Consider the following 20,995-nt stretch of genomic DNA (forward strand, 5'->3'; position numbering starts at 1 on the left):
CCTGTCAGGCCGCCGCTGCCAACCGCGCGCGGTCGTGAGGCCGGGCGTAGTCCAGCACCGGCCCCTTCGGGACCACCTGCGTCGGATTGATCGTGCGTTGGCTGACGTAGTAGTGCTCCTTGATATGCCGGAAATCCACCGTCCCGGTCACGCCCGGGGTCTGATAGAGATCCCGTACGTAGTGCGAGATATTGGGGTAATCCTCGATCCGTTTCAGGTTGGTCTTGAAGTGCCCGTGATAGACCGCGTCGAACCGGATCAGGGTGGTGAACAGGCGCCAGTCGGCCTCGGTCTGGGTGCCACCGATCAGGAAGCGGCTTGTGGCGAGGCGTGCCTCGATCTCGTCCAGGGCCGCGAACAGGTTGTCGAAGGCCTCTTCATAGGCCGTTTGCGTGGTGGCGAAACCGGCTCGGTAGACGCCGTTGTTGATGCGCGGATAGACGAAGTCGTTGAGCGCGTCGATGTCGCTGCGCAGCGGTTCGGGATAGAAATCCAGCCTGTTCCCTGTCAGATGATCGAAGGCGCTGTTGAACATCCGGATGATTTCCGACGATTCATTGCTGACGATCGTGTTGGTCTTCTTGTCCCAAAGCACTGGCACCGTGACGCGACCGGTATAGTCCGGAACAACGCTGGTATAGACCTGATGCAGGAAGTCATGCCCGCCGATGGGGTCGCCGCCAGTGTCCTTGTCGAATTCCCAGCCGTTTTCCAGCATGTGCGGGTGCACTACGGTCAGGCCGATCAGGTCCTCAAGCCCCTTCAGCTTGCGGAAGATCACCGTGCGGTGGGCCCAGGGACAGGCGAGCGAGACATAGAGGTGATAGCGCCCGGCCTCGGCCGCGAACCCACCCGCGCCCGAAGGGCCGGCCGAGCCGTCCGCGGTGATCCAGTTGCGGAACTGCGCGTCCTCGCGCACGAACTTGCCGCCGGATTTTTTCGTGTCGTACCAGCTGTCGTGCCAGATTCCGTCGATGAGAAGACCCATGGGTGAATTCCTTTTGTTTCTGCAAGGAATATGCGAGCGGCAAGGGAACATCGGAACCACAGAAATCCGCAATTGATTGTTGCGGAAATTGACCGGTATGACGAGGAGAGGCGCGGGCGTCCCGCGTGTGAGGCGCAGTTGCGTCATTTTTTGCAACAATCAATTGCACATTGCCCGGCTTCTACGAGCTCTGCGGTTTGAGTAAATCTGCAGCAGATCACATGCGAACACGGAGCAAACCAATGGAACAACTGATCAAAACTCTGCAAAATATTGCCCCTGTCACCGGCCGGGTGCTTCTCTCCCTGCTGTTCATCACTGCGGGCTACGGCAAGATCGCCGGCTACGAAGGCACTGCTGGCTACATGGAAATGATGGGCGTGCCCGGCGGGTTGCTGCCGCTGGTCATCCTGCTTGAACTGGGTGGCGGCCTGTTGCTGCTGGTGGGCTATCAGACGCGCCTTGTGGCCTTCCTGCTGGGTGGCTTCACCGTCATCGCCGGGGTGCTGTTTCACCTGATCCCGAGCTCGGGCATGGAAGGCATGGCCGCGCAGAACGAGATGATCCACTTCTGGAAAAACCTGGCGATTGCCGGTGGTCTGGGCTTCGTCTTCACCTATGGCGCCGGGATCCTGTCAGTCGACAACCGCGTCAAGGTCTGACCTCCCTCCTTCTTTCCTCCTCCTCAAGAGAACCGAGCGGGCGGCCTGCGGGTCGCCCGTTTTTTTCTGGCTATTTCAGCATGTCGGGATTGGCGGTGACCATATCCTCGACGAAACTGGTGAATGCGGCCACCTTGGCGGGCATCTTGTCATAGGGGGGATAGAATGCCGTCAGCCAGATCGCGGGCGCCGACCAATCGGACAGCAGGGGCACCAGGCGCCGGTTCTTGAGCTCATCGGACATCAGGAAGTTCGGCATCAGCGCGACGCCACACCCCTTGTCGGCAAGCGCGACAATCACTTCACCGCTATTGGTTTCGAACCAGTGATTGAGCGCAGCTGCCGTGGTCTCTCCGGTTTCCTGGTGTGAAAGTTGTAGCGCAGTCCCGCCCGGAAAGTGACTGTAGGCCAAAAACGCGTGATCGGCGAGGTCGCCGGGATGTTGCGGCGTTCCTGCTGTCTCGAGATAGGCTGGGGAGGCCACGATACTGCGCGGCACGCCGGCGATCTTGCGCCAGATATTGGAAACTCCCGACGGTGGCCCGGAAATCCGCAGGGCCATGTCATAGCCCTCGTCAATGAGATCGACAAAGCGGTCAATCATCTCGATCTTCACCTGAACGTCGGGGTGGGCGAGATGGAACTCATGAAGAATGTCGGGCAGGAACCGTTGGCCGAATGACACCGGCGCGCTGATCCTGATTTCCCCCGACAGCGTGTCCTGCTGCTGCTTGACCAGATCCCTGGCCCGGTCGAGGTCCTCGACCAGTGGCCGGGTACGATCCAGGTAGACCTGCCCGGCCACGGTCAGCGACACCTTCCGCGTCGTGCGCACCAGAAGCTGCACGCCCAGCTCGTCCTCCAGTTCCCCGACATAGCGGGTCACGATCGAGCGGCTGACGCCAAGATCGCGCGCGGCGGCGGCGAAGCTTTCAAGCTCGGCCACGCGGATGAAGACGCGGATTTGTTCGATTTGCCCTGCCATTGCTTACAATCCCTGGCTCAATTTGCAAATTCCACCATGACCATCGCATCATTATTGCAACTGGCGCAATAGACAGTCGCAAAGCCGCGGACTACCGACCTGCAGGGAAAACCGTATCTTTGAATTAGCCAACGCTGCACGAGCGAGTGTTGAACCGGAGTTGCGCCAATGAACATCAACCACGAAAGCACCGACACCAAGGGCCGCTACAGCTTTGCCGCCGACGGCGGGCCGGAGGCCGAGATGACCTATTCCAAGGCCGGGGATCACATGATCATCATTGATCACACTGGGGTGCCTGACGCCTATCGCGGACAGGGCATCGGTCTGGCCTTGGTCGAACGCGCGATCACCGATGCGCGGTCTGCTGGCAAAAAGGTACTGCCGCTTTGCCCCTATGCTGCCGCGCAATTCAAACGTCACCCTGAATGGGCTGACGTCCTGTCATCTTGAACCGGGGAAATCCCCGAGAGGAAACACCATGAAACACTTTCGTCCCTCTGACGCCCGTGGCAATGCTGACCACGGCTGGTTGAAAAGCAAACACAGCTTTTCCTTCGCTGATTATTATGATCCCAATCACATGGGTTTTGGCCCATTGCGCGTGATCAACGAGGACCGCGTGGCCCCGGGCCGTGGCTTCGGCGCGCACCCGCACCGCGACATGGAGATCATCTCGTATGTCGTGGAAGGCGCCTTGGAGCACCGCGATTCGATGGGTCAGGTCGCGGAAATCAAACCGGGTGATGTGCAGCGGATGAGCGCAGGCACCGGCGTGGTCCACAGCGAATACAACGCTTCAAAAACCGACCCGGTGCATTTCCTGCAAATCTGGATCATGCCCGACCAGCAAGGGCTGAAACCCAGCTATGCGCAGGAGCATTATGATGATCTGGACGGAAATCTACGTCTGGTGGCCTCGAATGACGGGCGGGACGGCTCGATTTCCATCCATGCCGACGTTAACCTTTACGCCAGCAAACTGCGCAGCGACGCGCAGGTGGAACTGCCCTTGAAAAAGAAGCGTGGCGTCTGGGTGCAGGTCATCAAAGGCCTTGTGACGGTCAACGACCAACCGCTGGAATCCGGTGACGGGCTTGCCCTTGCCGATGTTAACAAGGTCGCAATCTCTGCAATGGACAACAGCGAATTCCTGCTGTTCGACATGGCGCTGTAGGAGGACAAAAATGAGCTGGAACCCCACCATCGAACCGATCTGCCCGAAAGCCGGGCAGGTGGACGACATCGACACGCTGATCATTCCCCGGGCCCGTGACATCGGCGGGTTCGAGGTACGGCGGGCACTGCCCTCGCCAGCACGGCAGATGGTGGGGCCCTTCATCTTCTTTGACCAAATGGGCCCAGCCGAGTTCATCACCGATGGCGGGATCGACGTGCGTCCACACCCGCATATCGGCCTTGGGACCGTGACCTATCTGTATCAGGGCGAGTTTGAGCATCGCGACAGTCTTGGCACCCACCAGATGATCTATCCCGGCGAGGTCAACTGGATGGTGGCAGGCCGCGGCGTGACCCATTCCGAGCGCACCAGCGACGCAACCCGCGCCGGGCGCCACAAGCTGTTCGGCATCCAGACCTGGATCGCCCTGCCCGAAGACCGCGAGGAGATGGCGCCGGATTTCGAGCATCACAAAGAGGCCGCGCTGCCGCAGTTTCAGGACGGCGGCGCCATTGCCCGACTGATCCTGGGCGACGCCTATGGCAAATCCAGCCCGGTCACCATGCAATCCGAGACCTTCTATCTTGACGTTATCCTTCAGCCCGGCGCCGCCTTCCCGTTGCCCGACAATCACGAGGATCGTGGCATCTACGTGTCCGAAGGCAGCATCGAGGTCAGCGGTGACACATTCGAGGCCGGTCGCATGATGGTCTTTCGTCCCGGCGACCGCATTTCGGTCAAGGCCGGGCCACAGGGCGCGCGCCTGATGGCGCTTGGCGGCGCGACGCTGAACGAACAACGCTATATCTGGTGGAATTTCGTGTCCTCCTCGAAGGATAGGATCGAGCAGGCCAAGGAAGACTGGAAGGCGGCGGATTGGTCGAATGGCCCCTTCAGGCTGCCTCCGGGGGATGAGGAAGAGTTCATCCCGATCAGCCCCGAGCTTGACCGCACACGTCCACGCGACTGGTAGCGCCCCGCCGGTTCTGCCCTTGGGCAATCCGGGCGGCAAAAAACTGTGTTCGATCACCATGACCACCCCGATCAATATCCACCTGATCGAATACCCAGGTGCCCAGAAAACCGCGCTATGGGTGAACTGGCCCCCGTTTCAACCGGACACCTTGGCTTGACCAAGGAGGCATAAGGATAGCCCTAAGCACGTGCATATGTCTGAGATTGAAATCACCACCGATGGCGGTCCCCGTCGGCGTTGGCACACGAAGGTCAGGTGTCTGACCGCTTGACATACAGCACTGTCAGAATGACCCAAAGGCCTGCGATCATACCGGTCTGCGCCCAGTAGGGCCAGGTCGATTGCCCCTCGGCCAGCACGGATCCAAGCGCCTCTGACATGTTGACCGACGCAAGGCCAAGCGCAGTCATTCCGAGTACGGCCAGGGCAATCGGAACCACCTTGATATCACGGGCAGCTGCATAGAACAGGCCGGCATAGCTGAGGACCGCAAAAGAGATGATCTTGTCCTGATAGGCGTAAAACGGTGTGTCGTAATAGATGAACAGGATCGGAACTTTAATCCCGAAGAAATGCGCAGTCGCCATGCAGAAGAAATACGCGACAAGGGCCAGAAGGCCGAAGCGAAGAAGTTGTGGCATGTGTGGCTCCATCGTTGAAATCTTATGTTCCATGGCCGCAGGTTGGCTCCGGTTCGAGCAGCGATCTTGCCAGTTGAAGGTCCAATCCCGCCAATCCAGAGCCCAACTACCCCAAATTCAGGTGCGGGCCTTCTCCAATGCCGTCCGGGAGCCAGCTCTTGCAGGATGCGCCCGTCGGCTCCTTCGCCCTGAGGCACCCATCAAGAGATTCTGACGCTCAAAGATCATCGCCGGGACGCCGCTGGCGCCCTTGGTCCGCCCTACAAAGCGGGCTTGATCGAGACCGCATCATTGCTTCCTTGACCACATCAGTGGCCAAGGAAGTTCGAGCTATATCCGCAAATGATCCTATTGGAACAGGCGCCCTTCCGCTGCGTATTCACGCAGGATTGCGGGCGGCTGGAAGCGCGGGCCGTATTTGTCGGCCAGTTCTTCACAGCGGGCGATGAACCGATCCAGACCATAGGTGTTCACATACTGGATATAGCCCCCGGTATGGACCGGCGCGCCGATGCCCATGATCGACCCGATATTGCCATCGGCGGCGCTGCGCAGAACGCCTTCTTCCAGACACCGCAGGCTTTCCAGAACCGGGCGGAACAGGATGCGGTCCTGAATGTCGCGATCCGAAATCTCGGCATCGTCCTTGCGCCATTTGGACAGGCCGGACCAGATCGTTTTGCTGCCGTCTGCGTAGTCGTAGAACCCCTTGCCGGTCGCGCGGCCATGGCGGTCGTGATTGTCCAGCATGTCCGCCAGCATCGCCCGCGCCTCGGGGTTTTGTTCTTCGGCAGGGTCCAGCAGGCCCATTCCAATCTGCGTGCGATAGATATCCGTCACCAGCTTGATCTGAACTTCGTCCAGCAGCGACAGCATCCCGGTGGGCATCCCGATCAGTCTGGACAGGTTGTCCACCCGCAGGGGATCATGCCCCTCGGCAACCAGTTGCACACCTTCGATGATCTTCGTGCCGATGGTGCGCGAGGTGTAGAAACCCGTCTTGTCACCGACGATAATCGGCGTCTTGCGGATTTGCTGGGCAAAGTCGAACGCGCGCGCCAGCGTCTCGTCCGAGGTTTCCTCGCCCGCGATGATCTCCAGTAGCGGCATCTTGTCAACCGGCGAGAAGAAGTGCAGGCCGACAAAGTTCTTCGGGTTCTGCGCCTTGGACCCCAGCCGCGTGATCGGGAGGGTCGAGGTGTTCGAGCCCCAGACCCCGTTCTCGGCCAGATACTCTTCGGTCTCGGCGATCACCTTGTCCTTGACTTCGATCTTTTCAAAGACCGCCTCGATGATCATGTCGCAGCCGCGCAAGTCTTCCATATCGGCGCTGGCTTTGATCCGGCCCAGAACCTCGGCGGCTTTTGCCTCGTTCATGCGGCCCCGCTGTACACGTTTTGCCAGCAGTTTCTCGGTATAGGCTTTGCCGCGATCTGCAGCTTCTTGCGTCATATCCTTCAACACAACCTCAATGCCTGCCATGGCCGAGGAATAGGCGATCCCCTGTCCCATCATCCCGGCACCCAGAATGCCCAGCTTCTTGACCTTGCTGCGCGGGATGTCCTTGGGGCGGCTGGCACCGCCATTGACCTGACCCAGACCAAAGAAGAAGGTTGAAATCATGTTCTTCGCTTCGGGCGACACAAGCAGCGCGCAGAACTGGCGGGTTTCATAACGCAGCGCCGTATCGAAATCCTGCTTGCCCGCTTCAACCATGACGTCCAGAATCCTGGCTGGCGCAGGCAGCAAGCCGCGGGTTTTCTGGAACAGCATCGCCGATGCCCCCGCAATCTTGGGGGCCAATTTGGGCGAGTTCGACCCGCCACCGGGAATGCGATGGCCCTTGGTGTCCCAGGGCTGCGTTGCCGCCGCCTCGTCGCCCTGAACGGACAGGATCCATTCGCGGGCGCGGGTCAGCAGGGCGTCCGCCTCGACAACCTCATGCACCAGCCCCGCCTTAAGGGCTGCGGCAGGGGGCAATTGCTTGCCTTCCAGCAGGAACGGCATCGCCGCTTCCAGTCCCAGCAGACAGGTCAAGCGCACCACGCCGCCGCCACCGGGCAACAGGCCCAGCGTGACCTCGGGCAGGCCGATCTTGGATTTCGGGTTGTCGGCGGCGATCCGATAGTTCGAGGCAAGGCACAGCTCATACCCGCCACCCAAAGCCGCCCCGTTAATCGCGGCGACCACCGGAACCGGCAGCTTTTCCAGACGCCGCATATCGGCCTTCATGCCTTCGACCTCTTCAAACAGGTCCTGCAGCTGATCCGGCTCGACCGCCACCAGCCGGTTGAGGTCACCCCCTGCAAAGAACGTCTCTTTGCCCGAGGTCAGAATGACGCCTTTCAGCCCCGCTTCGGCCTCAAGCTTGTTCACCATGTCGGCATAGAGCGGCCCGAACTCTTGGTTCATCGCGTTCACGGGACCGTCCATATTCATGGTCACGGTCACGATGCCGTTTGCGTCTTTTTCGTATGTAAATTCGCCCATGTGACTATTCCTTCTCAAACGCGTTCGATAAGCGTGGAAATTCCCATGCCGCCGGCGATGCACAGCGACACCATTGCCCGTTTGGCATCCCGCCGCTCAAGCTCGTCCAGCACGATTGAGACCAGCATGCCGCCGGTCGCACCCAGCGGGTGGCCCATCGCAATCGCGCCGCCGTTGACGTTGGTGATCTCGTGGTCGATGCCCAGATCCTTCATGTAGCGCAGGGCGACCGAGGCGAAGGCTTCGTTGATTTCCCAGAGGTCTATATCCTTGGCGGTCAGCCCCGCCTTCTGCAGACATTTCTGCGCCGCCGGTCCCGGACCGGCCAGCATGATGACCGGGTCGGTGGCAATGACGGTCGAGGCGACGATCCGCCCGCGCGGCTCCATCCCCAGATCCTTGCCTGCCTGTTCCGAACCGATAATGACCGCCGATGCCCCATCAACGATCCCCGAGCTGTTGCCTGGCGTATGGACGTGATTGATGGCCTGAACCTCGGGGTATTTCGCCAGCGCCATGTCATCAAAGCCAAAGCCGCCCATCTGCGCGAACGACGCTTTCAGCGCGCCCAGCTTCTGCATATCGGTGTCGGGTTTGATGAAATCATCACGCTGCTGAATGACCAGACCGGACGGATCCCGGACCGGCACGACAGAGCGGTCGAACCAGCCATTGTCCCGCGCATGCGCAGCGCGGCGCTGGCTTTCCACGGCAAAGGCATCGACATCTTCGCGGCTGTATCCGTCGATCGTGGCGATCAAATCAGCGCCAATCCCCTGCGGGGCAGACTTGTTTTCGATGACGAATTCCGGGTCAAAGAGCATCGGGCCGCCGGACGATCCGAGCGGCACGCGGCTCATCGACTCCAGACCGCCTGCAACGATCAGATCCTGCTGGCCCGAGCCGACCTTGGCCGCGGCGATGTTCACGGTCTCAAGCCCCGATCCGCAGAACCGGTCAAGCTGCACACCCGGCACCGACTCGTCCCATCCGGCGGACATCACAGCGGCCTTGGCGATACACGAGCCCTGATCCATCAAGGGGGCGACGCAACCCAGTATCACGTCTTCGACCTTCGCGGTGTCGAGGTCATGGCGTTCCTGCAGGGCCTCCAACAGCCCAGCGGCCAAACGGACAGGTTTGACTTCGTTCAGTGTACCGCCCGCTTTCCCTTTGGAACGGGGAGTGCGCACAGCGTCATAGATGTATGCCTGAGACATAAGAGTACCTCTTTCTGTCGGAATTGTTCTTTTGGGGATCAGAGCTTGCGCGAGATCAGTTCTTTCATGATCTCGTTGGCACCGCCGTAGATGCGATTCACCCGAATGTCGGCAAAGGCACGAGTGATCGGGTATTCCTGCATGTAGCCATAGCCGCCATGCATTTGCAGCGCTGTATCCGCCACTTCAAAGGCCATTTCACTGCACCAGAGTTTGGCCCCTGCGGCGTCTTCGGGCCGCAGCTTGTCGAGGGCCAGATTGGTCATGCATTGGTCAACCATGGCCTGTCCCGCCGAGATTTTGACCTTCATGTCAGCAAGCTTGAAACGCACATCCTGAAACTCGGCGAGCGATCGGCCAAAAGCCCGGCGCTCCCGCGTGTACGCAAGAGCCTGTTCATAGCAAAACTTGGCCCCTGCAACGGATCCGATGGCGATCATGAGCCGTTCCCAGGCCAGTTCACCAAACAGCATCATCAATCCGCCGCCGATGGCGTTTTCTCCGCCAAGAAGGTTTGATTTGGGAACGCGGACACCTGAGAAGTTCAGGATACAGGTGTCCTGCGCTTTTTGGCCCAGTTTGTTCAGCGGTTTTTCCTTGGTGAACCCGTCGCGGCTGGCCTCGACAAGAACCAGTGACAGTTTCGGTTCGCCGCCTGTCGCCGGATCGACCACCTGTGCGGCGACGATCACAAGATCGGCCATGAAACCGTTGGTAATGAAAATCTTCTCACCATCCAGAACCAGTTCGTCACCATCCACCACGGCCCGAGTCTTGATGCCCTGCAGGTCAGACCCCGTACCCGGTTCCGTCATGGCGATGGCACCGATGACCTCGCCGGTGGCCATTTTCGGCAGCCAGGATTGTTTTTGTTCCGGGGTGCCATAATTCCGGATGTAAGGGGCAACGATGTCGGAATGCAGCGCGAAACCGGGACCGCTCGCGTTGGCGCCGCAGAGTTCTTCGAGGATGATGAGGCTGAACCGGCGGTCCACGCCTGCACCACCATACTCTTCGGGCATGGTTGGGCACAGAAAGCCCTGTTCGCCAGCCTTCAGCCAAGCTTCTCGGCTGATGTGTTGGTCAGCTTCCCATGCCGCGTGATGGGGGGTGATCTCGGTTTCGACAAACTTGCGAAACGCATCGCGGAACATGTCGTGTTCCGGTTCAAAGAGGGTACGGTACAACATTGGATTCCTCCAGTCCATTTGGCTGGAAGAGAAACATTGCGCGCACTCTTACTCAAATCGAAACGAATACTGCAATATCGAAAAAATGAATATTCACGGGGAAGTCTTCAGGCCTCAGCATCTGGCGGGAATTTCCGAACTGCGGCAAGACAGGCGCGAACGGCCCGGCCCGGCAGCCAACGCGACAGTTGGGCAACGCCCATATTCAGGGGCGGGAAGACATCCAGATCAAGCAGCGCAAAGTTCTTCCGGAATCTGCGCGTACTGCCATAGGTACTGCTGACAATACCGATCAGGTCGGATTCAGCGACGGCCGTCTGGGTCACAACAAAGTTTTCGATGATGTGCAACCGGCGACGTGGATCGACGTCGCCCTGCAATAGAAACTCGGCGAACCGCTGCGCATAACCGACATGATAATCAGGCGAGATCACGCGATATCGTCCAATCAGGTCCAGCGAAATCTGTGGTTCTGACAGAATGGGATGCCCTCTGCGGCAAAAGAGCCGGGGATGGAATTGGCCCAGCTCCTCGACAGTAAAGTCGGGCTCTCGTGTCAGTTCTTCTGTTGGGGCGAACAGCAGATCGAGGTCTCCGCGCTTCAACATGCGCACCCCCCGCTCGACCGGCAGGCCCACCATGTTCAGGCATATATTCGGATTGGTTTTCAACAAATGCGCAATGGCGCGGTTGTAAAGACCCTCCTGCGAGGCTGGAGAAATGCCAACTCGCAGGAACTGGTCGATCTGCTCCTTCTGGGATCGGGTATCCTCAACCAGCATATCGAAATCAGCGACGATTCTTTCTGCTCGGTTCAAAAATTCCCGTCCTTCAGGCGTTGCTGACACCCCGCGGGCGGTGCGGTGAAAGATTGCCAGACCGAGGTCTTGTTCCACGTCGGCAACGGCCTTGGTCAATGTCGACTGGCTGATATTCAGAACCTGTGACGCGGCTGAAAGCGATCCCGCCCTGTCAATCGCAACGATCTGGCGAAGCTTGGTCGAAGTAAACATGATATTCCCAAATTCGATATTACCCCTGCAAAATAGATTGGATTTGTAGTCCGGTCTATGGCTTCCCTCCCGTCAACAGTCGCTTCCGCTATCCGCGGGGGGTCGAACGGAGGTCATGATGCAAGAGAAACCGCTAAGCGGCATTCGCATTCTGGAGTTTGCCGGCATCGGGCCAGGCCCGTTTTGCGGTATGCTTTTGTCCGACCTGGGGGCAGACGTGGTGCGGATCGACCGTCCCGGCGTGACCCCTCAAGGCGTTGGGCCGGTCACGGGACGCGGACGCCGCTCGGTGGCGCTGGATCTGAAGAGCGCTGATGGTGTTGAGACCGCGCTCAAACTGATTAAAACCGCCGACGCCATGTTCGAAGGGTTTCGGCCCGGCGTGATGGAACGCATGGGGCTTGGCCCGGACGAGGCGTTGGCGCGCAACCCGGCGTTGGTCTACGGGCGCATGACGGGATGGGGCCAGGAAGGCCCGCTATCGCAGGCTGCCGGTCATGACCTGAATTACATCGCGATTTCCGGTGCCTTGGGCGCGATGGGGCGACCGGGTTTGCCCCCTGCGCCCCCGCTAAACCTTGTGGGGGACTATGGCGGTGGTGCGATGTTCCTCGCCATGGGACTGCTTGCCGGAATATTGCGCGCGAAAACCACGGGCGAAGGGCAGGTGATCGACGCTGCGATGAGCGATGGCAGCGCCCTGTTGATGGCCATGTTCCATGATCTCAAGGGTATGGGACTTTGGCAGGATCAGCGCGGATCCAACTTTCTCGACGGTGCCGCGCCCTTTTATGACACTTATGAATGTGCGGATGGAAAATACATCAGCATTGGGTCGATAGAACCACAGTTCTATGCAGTTTTGATGGAGAAAACCGGCCTGTCCGAAGACCCCGAGTTTGCCACGCAGATGAATCCAGCCAAATGGCCGGACATGAAAGCCAAGCTGGCACATGTGATCAAAGGCAAGACACGTGATGAATGGCGCGAAATCATGGAGGGCACAGACGTGTGTTTCGCGCCGGTTTTGTCGCTGGGAGAGGCGCCATCGCATCCTCACAATATGGCGCGGGAAACCTTCGTAGAGTTCGATGGGCAGCTGCATCCAGCGCCTTCACCCAGATTTCAAAATGTACCGAACCGTCCAGATCGGCCTGCACCCAGGCCGGGAGAACATACCGAAGAGGTTCTGGGCGAATGGATTTCGCCAGCCTAACACCCGCTTGTTGCGCGGAACCAAGAAACAAACACGTTGGGAGGACGTGACATGACTGCTACAGACCTGAAATGCCCGATTGATTTGTTGGAACACTGGGCCCGAACGCGGCCTCAGAGTGTTTATCTGCGGCAGCCGGAATACGGAAAAATTCGCGAACTGACCTGGGCAACGGTCTGGGATCAAACGCGCCGCATGGCCGCCGCTCTGCTCTCGATGGGGCTGGAACCCGGTGACCGGGTCGCCATCATCGCCAAAAACAGTGCCGAATGGTTCATTGCAGATTTTGCGATCCAGGCCGCCGGGCTGGTGTCGGCGCCGGTCTATCCGACGGCATCGTCGGAAACGATCCGGTATATCCTGGAACACAGTGAATCCAAGGTGGCTTTCATCGGCAAGCTGGATGACATGGCTCTGGTCAAGTCAGGATTGCCCAAGGATATCACCACAATTGCAATGCCCTACCCGACCTTGCATTGCGATCACCAGTGGCAGGATCTGATCAAGTCGCATGATCCGTTGCAGCCCGTTGTGAAAGCTGCGTTGGATGATCTTTTGACGCTTGTCTATACGTCGGGATCCACCGGCAAACCCAAGGGCGTTGAACTGACTTGTCGCAACATGGCCTATGGTGGCAAGGCTCCGATGGAGAAATTGGAACTGCGGCCCGAGGATCGCCTGCTGTCTTATCTGCCACTGGCGCATGCGTTCGAACGCGGCGTGATTGAACATGGCAGCTTGTACCATGGGGCCTCGGTTTCCTTTGTGGAGTCCCTCGATACCTTCGCCGACGATCTTCGAAATGCCTCCCCAACGGTTTTCCAGTCGGTCCCGCGTCTTTGGATGAAGTTTCATTCGGGCGTTTTGGGCAAAATGCCCCAACGCAAACTGGATTTGCTGTTACGCCTTCCCGTTTTGGGCAATGTCGTCCGCAAGAAAATCAAGACCCAACTTGGCCTGCAGAACGCCCGCTTGTGCATCTCCGGCTCGGCTCCGATTTCGCCGGCCATCCTGCATTGGTTTGAAATGCTGGGGATCAACATCAGCGAAGGGTGGGGCATGACCGAAACCGGTGGCGCCTCGACCGTCAACTACCCCTATCGCGCCGACAAGGTGGGTACGATTGGCGACCCAATGCCCGGAACGGAAATCAAGATTTCGGCCGAAGGTGAGATCCTTATTCGTGGTGACGGCGTGTTTCCCCGCTATCACAAGGAGCCTGAGAAAACCGTAGAGGTGTTGTCGAACGGATGGTTGCACACGGGTGACAAGGGCGAAATCGACAGTGACGGATACCTGCGGATCACCGGGCGCGTGAAAGACATCTTCAAGACAGCCAAAGGGAAATATATTGCACCGGTGCCAATCGAAAGCCTGGTGTTCGAGGACGAGCATGTTGAGCAGGTCTGTGTGGTCGGCAGCGGCTTGCCGCAGCCTGTTGCCATTACCGTCCTGTCCCATGAAACCACTGATGGAGTCCCGGAGGACGAAATTCGACAATCGTTGAGCCAGTCTCTGAACAGGGTCAATGCGCAGCTTGAGAAGCACGAGCAATTGGGCCGGATCATCGTCGTGCCTGATGAATGGACTGTGGAGAACGAATTCCTGACACCTACGATGAAGATCAAGCGTGATCTGATCGAGGAAAAGTATGAAACCGTTGTGACAGCGCCAGCCGACGGCAAGGTTGTGTTCTTGTGACGGGGTGTCAGGAACCTTGCGATAGCCTTGCGTCCAATTCCAGCACGCTATCGACTTCGACATCATAGGTTCCGCTTGGCGGCAAATCGGGAAGGCCCTCTGCTTGGACACCCCATTCGGTGGGCCTTCGGATCAGCGCCGTGCGAAAGCCTACCTTCGCTGCCGCATCAAGATCAAAGGGATGGCAGGCGACCATCAAGCAATCTTCGGGCGCCAGTTGCAGCATCTTCGCCGCACGCAGGTAGGCTTGCGGCAAGAGCTTGTAGACACCAAGCCCTTCGCAGGACAGCACTGCGTCCCAGATCAACCCGTTCCGGCGTGAGCTGTCGATGACCAGCCGGTAGGACAGGAGCGTGAAAGACGCCACGATATAGCGGTTTCGCAGGGCGGTCAGGCCGGGTTTGACATCCGGCCACGCGGTGAAGCTATGTGGAGTATCCCACGCGATGGCGCGCCGGTCGGCTTCGTCGAAAGCGTCCAACCCTTCATCCGCCAGAAGTGCATCAAGACAAAACCGGTGCGCCTCGTCGAAATTATAGGCCGGCGGGCCGTCGCGTCCGAGGTCAAGCATGGCTTCCATGCTGCGACGGCGCAGGTCGTTGGTCAGCGCGCGCCAGTCCCGGGTGATCCCATGGCGCGCGCCGGCCGCCGCGAATGCCTCGCGGAACCCGGTGTGCCAGTCGAGCACGGTGCCGCCGGTGTCGAAGGTCAGCGCCTTGATGCCAGACAAGCTCATGGGATCAGCACCGTTGCGCCCAGCGTCTTGCCGGATTCGATGGCCTCATGTGCCTTGACCGCATCCTTCAGCGCGTATTCGTAGTTGATGTTGGCATCCAGAATGCCGTCACCAATGGCCTTGAACAGATCGCGTGCGGTCCATTCCAGATCAGAACGCTTGGCGACGTAATGCATGATCGCAGGACGGGTGATGAACAGGGACCCCCGGCGGCCTAAATCTTGGATCACGTCAATGGGATCGGGCGGTCCCGAAACATGGCCATAGGCCGCGCAGACGCCCATCAGGCGCAAACTGTCGAGGCTGTCCTGCAACGTGTCCTTGCCGATCGCCTCATAAACAACGACGCAACCTTCGCCATCGGTGACGTCCCGGACGACGTCGACGAAACTTTGCTGTGAGCGGACGACAGGGTAATCACAGCCTGCCGCGCGGGCGACCTCGGCTTTCTCTTCAGTCGAGACCGTGCCCACCACGGTTGCCCCAAGCGCCTTGGCCCACTGGCACAGGATCAACCCCATGCCGCCAGCTGCCGCGTGGACAAGGATCGTGTCACCGGGCTGCACGGCGTAGGTGCGGTTCAGCAGGTAATGTGCCGTCATGCCCTTCATCAGCAGCGCGGCGACCTGTTTGTCATCCAGCCCTTCGGGCAGGTGCAGCAATTTGTCGGCGGGGTAGTTACGCTCCTCGGAATAAGATCCCAAAGGCGGAATGCCATAGGCAACGCGATCCCCGGTCTTGAAGTCGGTCACGCCGTCGCCCACGCCTTCCACAATGCCCACGCCTTCAAAGCCGATCACCACCGGTTCATTCGGAACCGGCCACGGATGAGAGATGCCGCCGCGGTGATAGGTGTCAGCATAGTTCACCCCCACCGCCGTGTGACGCATGCGCACTTCACCCGGCGCCGGATCGGGTACGTGCCAGTCTTCCCAGTTCATGCAACTGGGCGGACCTTTCTTGTGGATTACTTGTGCTTTCGACATGGTTGCTCCTCCCTTGGTTTGTGCTTGCCCTCAGACGGCTTGCGCCGTCTGCAACTGCTTCAGGATATTGGCATAATTGTCTTCGCCCTGCGCGCCGGTCACGAGATGCTGGCGGTTGAAGATCATCGCGGGCACGCCGGTGACGCCGCGCGACGTCCAGAACCGCTCTTTCTCGCGGACGGATTCGGCGCGCTCTCCACCGTCCAGCATGGCACGAGCAGTGTCGCGATCAAGACCGATACTGGCGGCAACATCGGCAAGGACATCCACATTGTTAAGATCCTCGCGCCGGGTGAAGAACGCTGCGAACAGCGCCAGTTTCATGTCATGTGCACGGCCCTGATCTTCGGCCCAGTCGATCAGTTGGTGGGCGCGGAAGGTGTTCACCATCCGCATGTCGTCGGCATAGTTGAACTCGAACCCAAGCGCCGCGCCCATCTCGGTCAGGCGGGCCCGCGCCTTGATCGAGCCTTCCAGCGTAGTGCCGTATTTCGCGGCCAGATGTTCACGCAGGTTTTCGCCTTCTTGCACCATGTTGGAGTTCAGCTCGAACGGGTGCCAATGCACGTCGATCCCGATGCCGGTCTCGCCGGAGGCTTTCGCCAACTGGTGATAGCCGATGACACACCAGGGGCAGACGACATCAGACACGATGTCTATACGAAGGGGGGTAAAGTCGTTCATCGGATCACTCCATTGACTCAAAAACTGGAAGAGACCGGCCGCAGGCCGGGCACACGCCCTGACGCGCCAGGGTTTCGGTTCGTACCTGCTCGTGAATGTGGGTGGCTGCCCGGCGGGACAGGCCCAACTCCTTGCGCAGGGCTTCGATGGCCGCCTGCTCTTTGGCACAGATCGCACCATCCTCCAGTGCAAGGCGAAACTGGGCTTCGAGGCTGGCTCGGCGACGGTGGAGTTGATCGTTCAGGCCGCTGGCAATGATTCCGGCAGGCAACGCGGCCATGCCGATCCCCACGATGGTGATGATCGCGCCGAAAATCTTGCCTGCCACCGTCACCGGCGTCACGTCGCCGTAGCCCACGGTCGTCAGCGTGGCCACCGCCCACCACATGGCGGCGGGGATAGAACCGAATGCCTCTGGTTGCGCCTCATGTTCGGCCAGCCAGGCCCCGCTGGAGGCAAAGATCAGCATCAGAACAAGGATGAAAAAACCGGCCAGAAAGGCCCCGGCTTCTTCCTCGAACACCGCCAGCAACATGCCCAATGCGGGTGAATATCGGGTGAGCTTAAGAAGGCGGAGCATCCTGAGCGTGCGCAGAATTCGCAGATCCAGAGGAAAGAGCATCCCCAGCACAGCCGGCAGGATCGCCAACAGATCGACAATGGCCAGCGGACTGGAGGCCCATTTCCGGCGCGACTGAACTTCGGGATTCTCGGGGGCTACCCACAGGCGGGCCAGGTATTCAGCGGTGAACACCAGCAGCGACACCCTCTCGAACAGGTCGAACGCAAACTGCCAGCGCGCATAGACCGGTCCGACCGTTTCGAGGATCACCGCGCCGACGTTCAGCGAAATAAGCGCGATCAGCGCGATCTCCAACAGTCTCGGGCCATCGGCGTTGCGATCGGGGCGCTCGAGCCACCAATAGACCCATGCCCGCAGTGTGGGACTGGCTTCATTCATTGCGGAAGGTCATCCAGGCGCGGCTGACGGGGATCACAATCTGCGAAAACAGCGCTGTCCCCCACAGCAGGTTAGCCACCAGAGACGGCACATGGGGCACGGCAAAGTAGGTGCCGATTGCGCATAGAATTCCGAAAAGGCGCACGTCCCAGCGTCCAAATCTGGACGCGACGCGATCCTCGATGATCTGACGCAACACCCAGAGCATCGCGATATATCCGGCCAACCCAAAGCAACCGATGGCTGCGTATTTACCCGGGTATGGATCCCAGAACCCAATCTTGACCTCGGCCGCAAGCGCCACACCCACCATCACCCCGCAGAGCATCAGCACCAGATGTGCCAGCCACCAGATGACAATGGTTGCGGGCTTGTTGTCCTTGGGTTTGGCATTGCCGACAAAGTCGAAATAGATCCAGCACATCACGAACATCGAAACGCCGCCGATCACGAAATTGACCAGCACTTCGGGCGTGACCTTGTAGATACCTTTTTCGGACAAGGTGACGACCAGTTTGAAAAAACCTTCTCCCAGAACAATCAGCGTCAACAACGCGAACCGCTCGGACATGTGGCCAAGGCGCGGGGCAAAACGGTCAAATCGCAGAACGCTGGTCCGTGGTATCATATAGACCAACTGAGTGGTCACCATGGCCGCGGCAAAGACCCAGTAAGCCAGGGGTTTGGGCAGGAATGCCGTTACCGCGAAGATCACGGCAAAGATCAGAAAGTTGCGGATCTGTTCGCTGGAAAACGACTTGCTCTCGGCATTGACGCGACGCGCACGGATATACAGGGCAGCGATCAACGCGCGGTTGGCTGCGAAACCCAGAGCAAAGAACGCCCAGCCCTTTCCGTCGATGGCCGGGATCGCGGCGGCCATGAACATGACCGTACAGATCATCACAGACATGATGATCCGGTGCCAGACATCGGTGCTGACATAGATGGAATTGAAAATGCTCAGCTCGCCCCAGGCATACCAAAGGGCAATGAACACACCGGCAAAGACAAGGAAACCCTGCAGATTCAGATGATCCGACAGGTAGTTCCCCAACAGGAAGATCGTCACCACATGTATCAGGTCATAGAACAATTCGACCCAGTGGACGTGTTCATGGGCGTTCTCAAGATCGTGGTGATGCTGTGGTTTCCGCCACATCGGGTGATCATTCAGGGCCATGTCCGGGGGCCTTTCAGCTGTTGTATGGCCCGCCCCTTGGGGGGCGGGCCGAATAGGTCAACGGTCGTCTGGATGCACCCAGGCGTATTTGTCCATGCCGCGATCCAGACGCGTGTGGGCCAGTGCGTTGGTGAAGTTCGAGATCAGCTTGGCCGCCAGCCCCGTCAGCACCTCAAGAGCCGCCTTGCGGTCATAGCCCGCATCCAGAAACGCCTGCAGCCGGTCGTCGCCGATATGCCCGCGTTTCTCGAGCAGCTCTCGGGCAAAGCTTTGCAATGCCGCCAGTTTGGGGTCGGCCAGCTTTCGGCCCTCGCGCAGACCGTCGATGACGTCATCGGGCATCTTGGCCCGTTTCATCATCATCGTGTGCCCGGCCATGCAGTAATGGCAGCGATTGATGAAGTTCGAGGTCATGAAGACCACCTGCGTCTCGAGCAACGTGAACGAGCTGTGCTTGAGGAACAGGTCGAACGCCTTTTGATAGGTCTCGTAAGTCACCGGGCTTTCGGCAAATAGCGCGTGCAGGCTGATCAGACCGCCGAATTCGGCCACGGTCTGATCAATCAACGGTTTTGACGCCTCAGGAGCGGTGTCCTTTGTGTGATAGGTAAAGGTGATATCGGTCTTATCGGTGTCGAGCATGGCTCAATCCTTTTTCACGTCAGATGCAAAACGGGCCGCATTTTCCTTCAGGAACGCTTCGGCGTCCGCGTTTTCGTCCCAGAACTGCGGCTGCGCCTTGGGAATGGTCAGCGCCTTTTGCACAGCGGGGCGGGCGTCGATGCGGTCGAACCACGCCTTGAGATACGGCAGGTCGTCAACCCGGACATGCGCCCAGGGATAGGCCCGCGCCCAGGGGTAGATCATCATGTCGGCAATGGAGTATTCGCCCACGATATAGTCGCGCCCTTCAAGGCGGGTGTTCAGAACCTCCATCAACCGGCGGCTCTCATCCACGTAGCGCTTGATCGAAAACGGTTCCTCATGGCCGTTGGGTGCTGCGATGCGTTGGAAATACATCGCTTGCCCCATCATCGGCCCCACATGTCCCACTTGGAAGAACAGCCATTGCAGGGTTTCCGAGCGGGTTACCGGATCATCCGACAGGAATTTCCCGTACTTCTCGGCCAGGTGCCACAGGATTGCCCCGCTTTCGAAGATCGCCCGCCCTTCGGTTCGATCCCAGATTGCTGGGATCTTACCGTTGGGGTTGATGTCCTTCACATAGTCAGGCGCCTTTTGCTCGTTCTTGGCAAAGTCGATGAAGGTCAGGTCGTAGGGAACGCCCGCCTCCTCCAAGAACATGACCGGCTTGTAGCCGTTCATCGTGGCAGCCGTGTAGAGGTGGATATCAGGCTGCGACATGTTCGGCACCGACAAAGACATCAGCCAGATGGGCATCGAAGCGGGCGAAATCAGCCTCGATTTCCGGGTTCTTCATCACGTCAAACGCGGCAAAGGTCGGTAGCGGCGTCATATCGAAGAACCGGGCGTTCAGGTGCATCGGACGCAGCAGATCGTCAACGCTTCCGCCTTGGAAGAAAGGTTCGGACGCGTCATCAAACGCCTCGCGCGGGGCATTGAAAGTAACCGACAGCATATACTTCGTGCCAGCCAGCGATCCGCCCATGCCATAGTTTTTCTTGGGTGCTTCGGGGGTGCGGCCGTCGCCGTTGGTCAGACGACCGTCCATGCCAACGGTAAAGACCTCGTCCATGTATTTCTTGAACGACCACGGCGCGCCCATCCAGTTGATCGGGAATTGCATGATCACCGTGTCGGCCCAGATGTGGCTTTCGACCTCGGCATTGGCGTCGTAGCCTTCGGCCACGGTGGTCACACGCACGGTGTGCCCCTGCGACTCGAGGAAGGCGCGGGCGCGGTCCACCAGTGTGGCGTTCAGCGTACCGGGTGCGAATTCATAGGGCTGTGCCCCGTTCAGAATCAGGATGTTGCTCATGGTCGGTTCCTTTGTGTTTCGGCGGGCTCCACTTGACTCGCGGCCCGTTCGAGGGGAAATTGCGATTACAAGGAACTGAAATCAACCAGTATACTTTTGGTAACCTTAAAATTGGAAGTGAGGGCACCACATGCGTGCAAGAGTCGAAGACGACGCCCAGGGAAGGCGGCAGGTCTATGAGGCCTGTTTTGAACCTTGCGCGATCGAAAAGGGCATGCGGATC

At 59.1% G+C, this 20,995-nt stretch carries 21 protein-coding genes; 6 read left to right on the forward strand and 15 right to left on the reverse strand.

Translation table 11 applies throughout. From position 1 onward, the window contains the following. Nucleotides 1-4 precede the first annotated feature (4 nt). Nucleotides 5-988, reverse strand: a complete 984-nt coding sequence (locus AVO45_RS06545; RefSeq protein WP_068345189.1) for a glutathione S-transferase family protein — start codon at nucleotides 986-988, stop codon at nucleotides 5-7. 242 nt (nucleotides 989-1,230) lie between these two features. Between AVO45_RS06545 and AVO45_RS06550 the strand changes: the two genes are divergently transcribed. Beyond that, a complete protein-coding gene (locus AVO45_RS06550; protein WP_068345190.1) occupies nucleotides 1,231-1,650 on the forward strand; it encodes a DoxX family protein in 420 nt (139 codons plus the stop codon). A gap of 70 nt (nucleotides 1,651-1,720) precedes the next feature. On the opposite strand, the gene AVO45_RS06555 is transcribed toward AVO45_RS06550, so the two are convergent. Beyond that, a complete protein-coding gene (locus AVO45_RS06555; protein WP_068345191.1) occupies nucleotides 1,721-2,635 on the reverse strand; it encodes a LysR family transcriptional regulator in 915 nt (304 codons plus the stop codon). A gap of 168 nt (nucleotides 2,636-2,803) precedes the next feature. Here AVO45_RS06555 and AVO45_RS06560 point away from each other — a divergent pair, with 168 nt between their 5' ends. Genes AVO45_RS06560 through AVO45_RS06570 form a run of 3 tightly spaced genes read left to right on the forward strand, consistent with a single transcriptional unit; the run spans nucleotide 2,804 to nucleotide 4,788 of the window. Continuing rightward, on the forward strand, nucleotides 2,804-3,088 hold the full coding sequence (locus AVO45_RS06560) for a GNAT family N-acetyltransferase (RefSeq protein WP_068345193.1): 285 nt from the start codon (nucleotides 2,804-2,806) through the stop codon (nucleotides 3,086-3,088). A gap of 28 nt (nucleotides 3,089-3,116) precedes the next feature. After that, nucleotides 3,117-3,812, forward strand: coding sequence for a pirin family protein (locus tag AVO45_RS06565; RefSeq protein WP_068345195.1), 696 nt, complete (start codon nucleotides 3,117-3,119; stop codon nucleotides 3,810-3,812). Nucleotides 3,813-3,822: 10 nt separating this feature from the next. After that, nucleotides 3,823-4,788 carry a pirin family protein gene (locus tag AVO45_RS06570; protein WP_068345197.1) on the forward strand — a complete coding sequence of 322 codons (966 nt, stop codon included), beginning with the start codon at nucleotides 3,823-3,825 and terminating at the stop codon, nucleotides 4,786-4,788. A gap of 254 nt (nucleotides 4,789-5,042) precedes the next feature. Here the strand turns inward: AVO45_RS06570 and AVO45_RS06575 are convergent, their stop codons facing one another. From AVO45_RS06575 to AVO45_RS06595, 5 genes are all read right to left on the reverse strand, one after another. After that, on the reverse strand, nucleotides 5,043-5,432 hold the full coding sequence (locus AVO45_RS06575; RefSeq protein ID WP_068345202.1) for a hypothetical protein: 390 nt from the start codon (nucleotides 5,430-5,432) through the stop codon (nucleotides 5,043-5,045). A gap of 348 nt (nucleotides 5,433-5,780) precedes the next feature. Further along, complete coding sequence (locus tag AVO45_RS06580) at nucleotides 5,781-7,922, reverse strand: 3-hydroxyacyl-CoA dehydrogenase NAD-binding domain-containing protein (protein WP_068345204.1); 2,142 nt, start codon at nucleotides 7,920-7,922, stop codon at nucleotides 5,781-5,783. A gap of 14 nt (nucleotides 7,923-7,936) precedes the next feature. Then, entirely contained in the window at nucleotides 7,937-9,142 is a 1,206-nt protein-coding gene (locus tag AVO45_RS06585) for an acetyl-CoA C-acetyltransferase (protein ID WP_068345206.1), read from the reverse strand. A 38-nt stretch (nucleotides 9,143-9,180) separates the two neighbouring features. Further along, nucleotides 9,181-10,332, reverse strand: coding sequence for an acyl-CoA dehydrogenase family protein (locus AVO45_RS06590; protein ID WP_082688695.1), 1,152 nt, complete (start codon nucleotides 10,330-10,332; stop codon nucleotides 9,181-9,183). 107 nt (nucleotides 10,333-10,439) lie between these two features. Beyond that, nucleotides 10,440-11,345 (reverse strand): LysR family transcriptional regulator, encoded by a 906-nt coding sequence (locus AVO45_RS06595; protein ID WP_068345209.1) that lies wholly within the window; start codon nucleotides 11,343-11,345, stop codon nucleotides 10,440-10,442. A gap of 118 nt (nucleotides 11,346-11,463) precedes the next feature. Between AVO45_RS06595 and AVO45_RS06600 the strand changes: the two genes are divergently transcribed. Both AVO45_RS06600 and AVO45_RS06605 read left to right on the forward strand, forming a co-directional pair. Continuing rightward, the gene (locus AVO45_RS06600; RefSeq protein WP_068345223.1) at nucleotides 11,464-12,561 is read left to right on the forward strand and encodes a CaiB/BaiF CoA transferase family protein; all 1,098 of its coding nucleotides are present in this window, start codon (nucleotides 11,464-11,466) and stop codon (nucleotides 12,559-12,561) included. 51 nt (nucleotides 12,562-12,612) lie between these two features. Beyond that, nucleotides 12,613-14,262, forward strand: coding sequence for an AMP-binding protein (locus AVO45_RS06605; RefSeq protein ID WP_068345211.1), 1,650 nt, complete (start codon nucleotides 12,613-12,615; stop codon nucleotides 14,260-14,262). A 7-nt stretch (nucleotides 14,263-14,269) separates the two neighbouring features. Here AVO45_RS06605 and AVO45_RS06610 read toward each other — a convergent pair whose 3' ends face one another. The 8 genes from AVO45_RS06610 to AVO45_RS06645 are packed head-to-tail and all read right to left on the reverse strand — an operon-like array spanning nucleotide 14,270 to nucleotide 20,772. After that, a complete protein-coding gene (locus tag AVO45_RS06610; protein ID WP_068345212.1) occupies nucleotides 14,270-14,998 on the reverse strand; it encodes an HAD family hydrolase in 729 nt (242 codons plus the stop codon). Then, nucleotides 14,995-15,984, reverse strand: coding sequence for a quinone oxidoreductase family protein (locus tag AVO45_RS06615; protein WP_068345213.1), 990 nt, complete (start codon nucleotides 15,982-15,984; stop codon nucleotides 14,995-14,997). The genes AVO45_RS06610 and AVO45_RS06615 overlap by 4 nt, the downstream gene beginning before the upstream one ends. 30 nt (nucleotides 15,985-16,014) lie before the next feature. Further along, nucleotides 16,015-16,668: a DsbA family oxidoreductase gene (locus AVO45_RS06620; RefSeq protein ID WP_068345214.1), complete on the reverse strand. Its 654-nt coding sequence runs from the start codon at nucleotides 16,666-16,668 to the stop codon at nucleotides 16,015-16,017. Between the two features lie 4 nt (nucleotides 16,669-16,672). Next, a complete protein-coding gene (locus AVO45_RS06625) occupies nucleotides 16,673-17,629 on the reverse strand; it encodes an ion transporter (RefSeq protein WP_068345215.1) in 957 nt (318 codons plus the stop codon). Further along, complete coding sequence (locus tag AVO45_RS06630; protein WP_068345216.1) at nucleotides 17,622-18,812, reverse strand: low temperature requirement protein A; 1,191 nt, start codon at nucleotides 18,810-18,812, stop codon at nucleotides 17,622-17,624. Before AVO45_RS06630 ends, AVO45_RS06625 begins: the two co-directional genes overlap by 8 nt. Nucleotides 18,813-18,869: 57 nt before the next feature. Next, nucleotides 18,870-19,454: a carboxymuconolactone decarboxylase family protein gene (locus tag AVO45_RS06635; protein WP_068345218.1), complete on the reverse strand. Its 585-nt coding sequence runs from the start codon at nucleotides 19,452-19,454 to the stop codon at nucleotides 18,870-18,872. A 3-nt stretch (nucleotides 19,455-19,457) separates the two neighbouring features. Further along, on the reverse strand, nucleotides 19,458-20,177 hold the full coding sequence (locus AVO45_RS06640; RefSeq protein ID WP_068345225.1) for a glutathione S-transferase family protein: 720 nt from the start codon (nucleotides 20,175-20,177) through the stop codon (nucleotides 19,458-19,460). Then, entirely contained in the window at nucleotides 20,164-20,772 is a 609-nt protein-coding gene (locus AVO45_RS06645) for an NAD(P)H-dependent oxidoreductase (protein ID WP_068345220.1), read from the reverse strand. Before AVO45_RS06645 ends, AVO45_RS06640 begins: the two co-directional genes overlap by 14 nt. Between the last annotated feature and the right edge of the window lie 223 nt (nucleotides 20,773-20,995).

The sequence above is a fragment of the Ruegeria marisrubri genome, from assembly GCF_001507595.1.
Taxonomy (GTDB): Bacteria; Pseudomonadota; Alphaproteobacteria; order Rhodobacterales; family Rhodobacteraceae; genus Ruegeria; species Ruegeria marisrubri.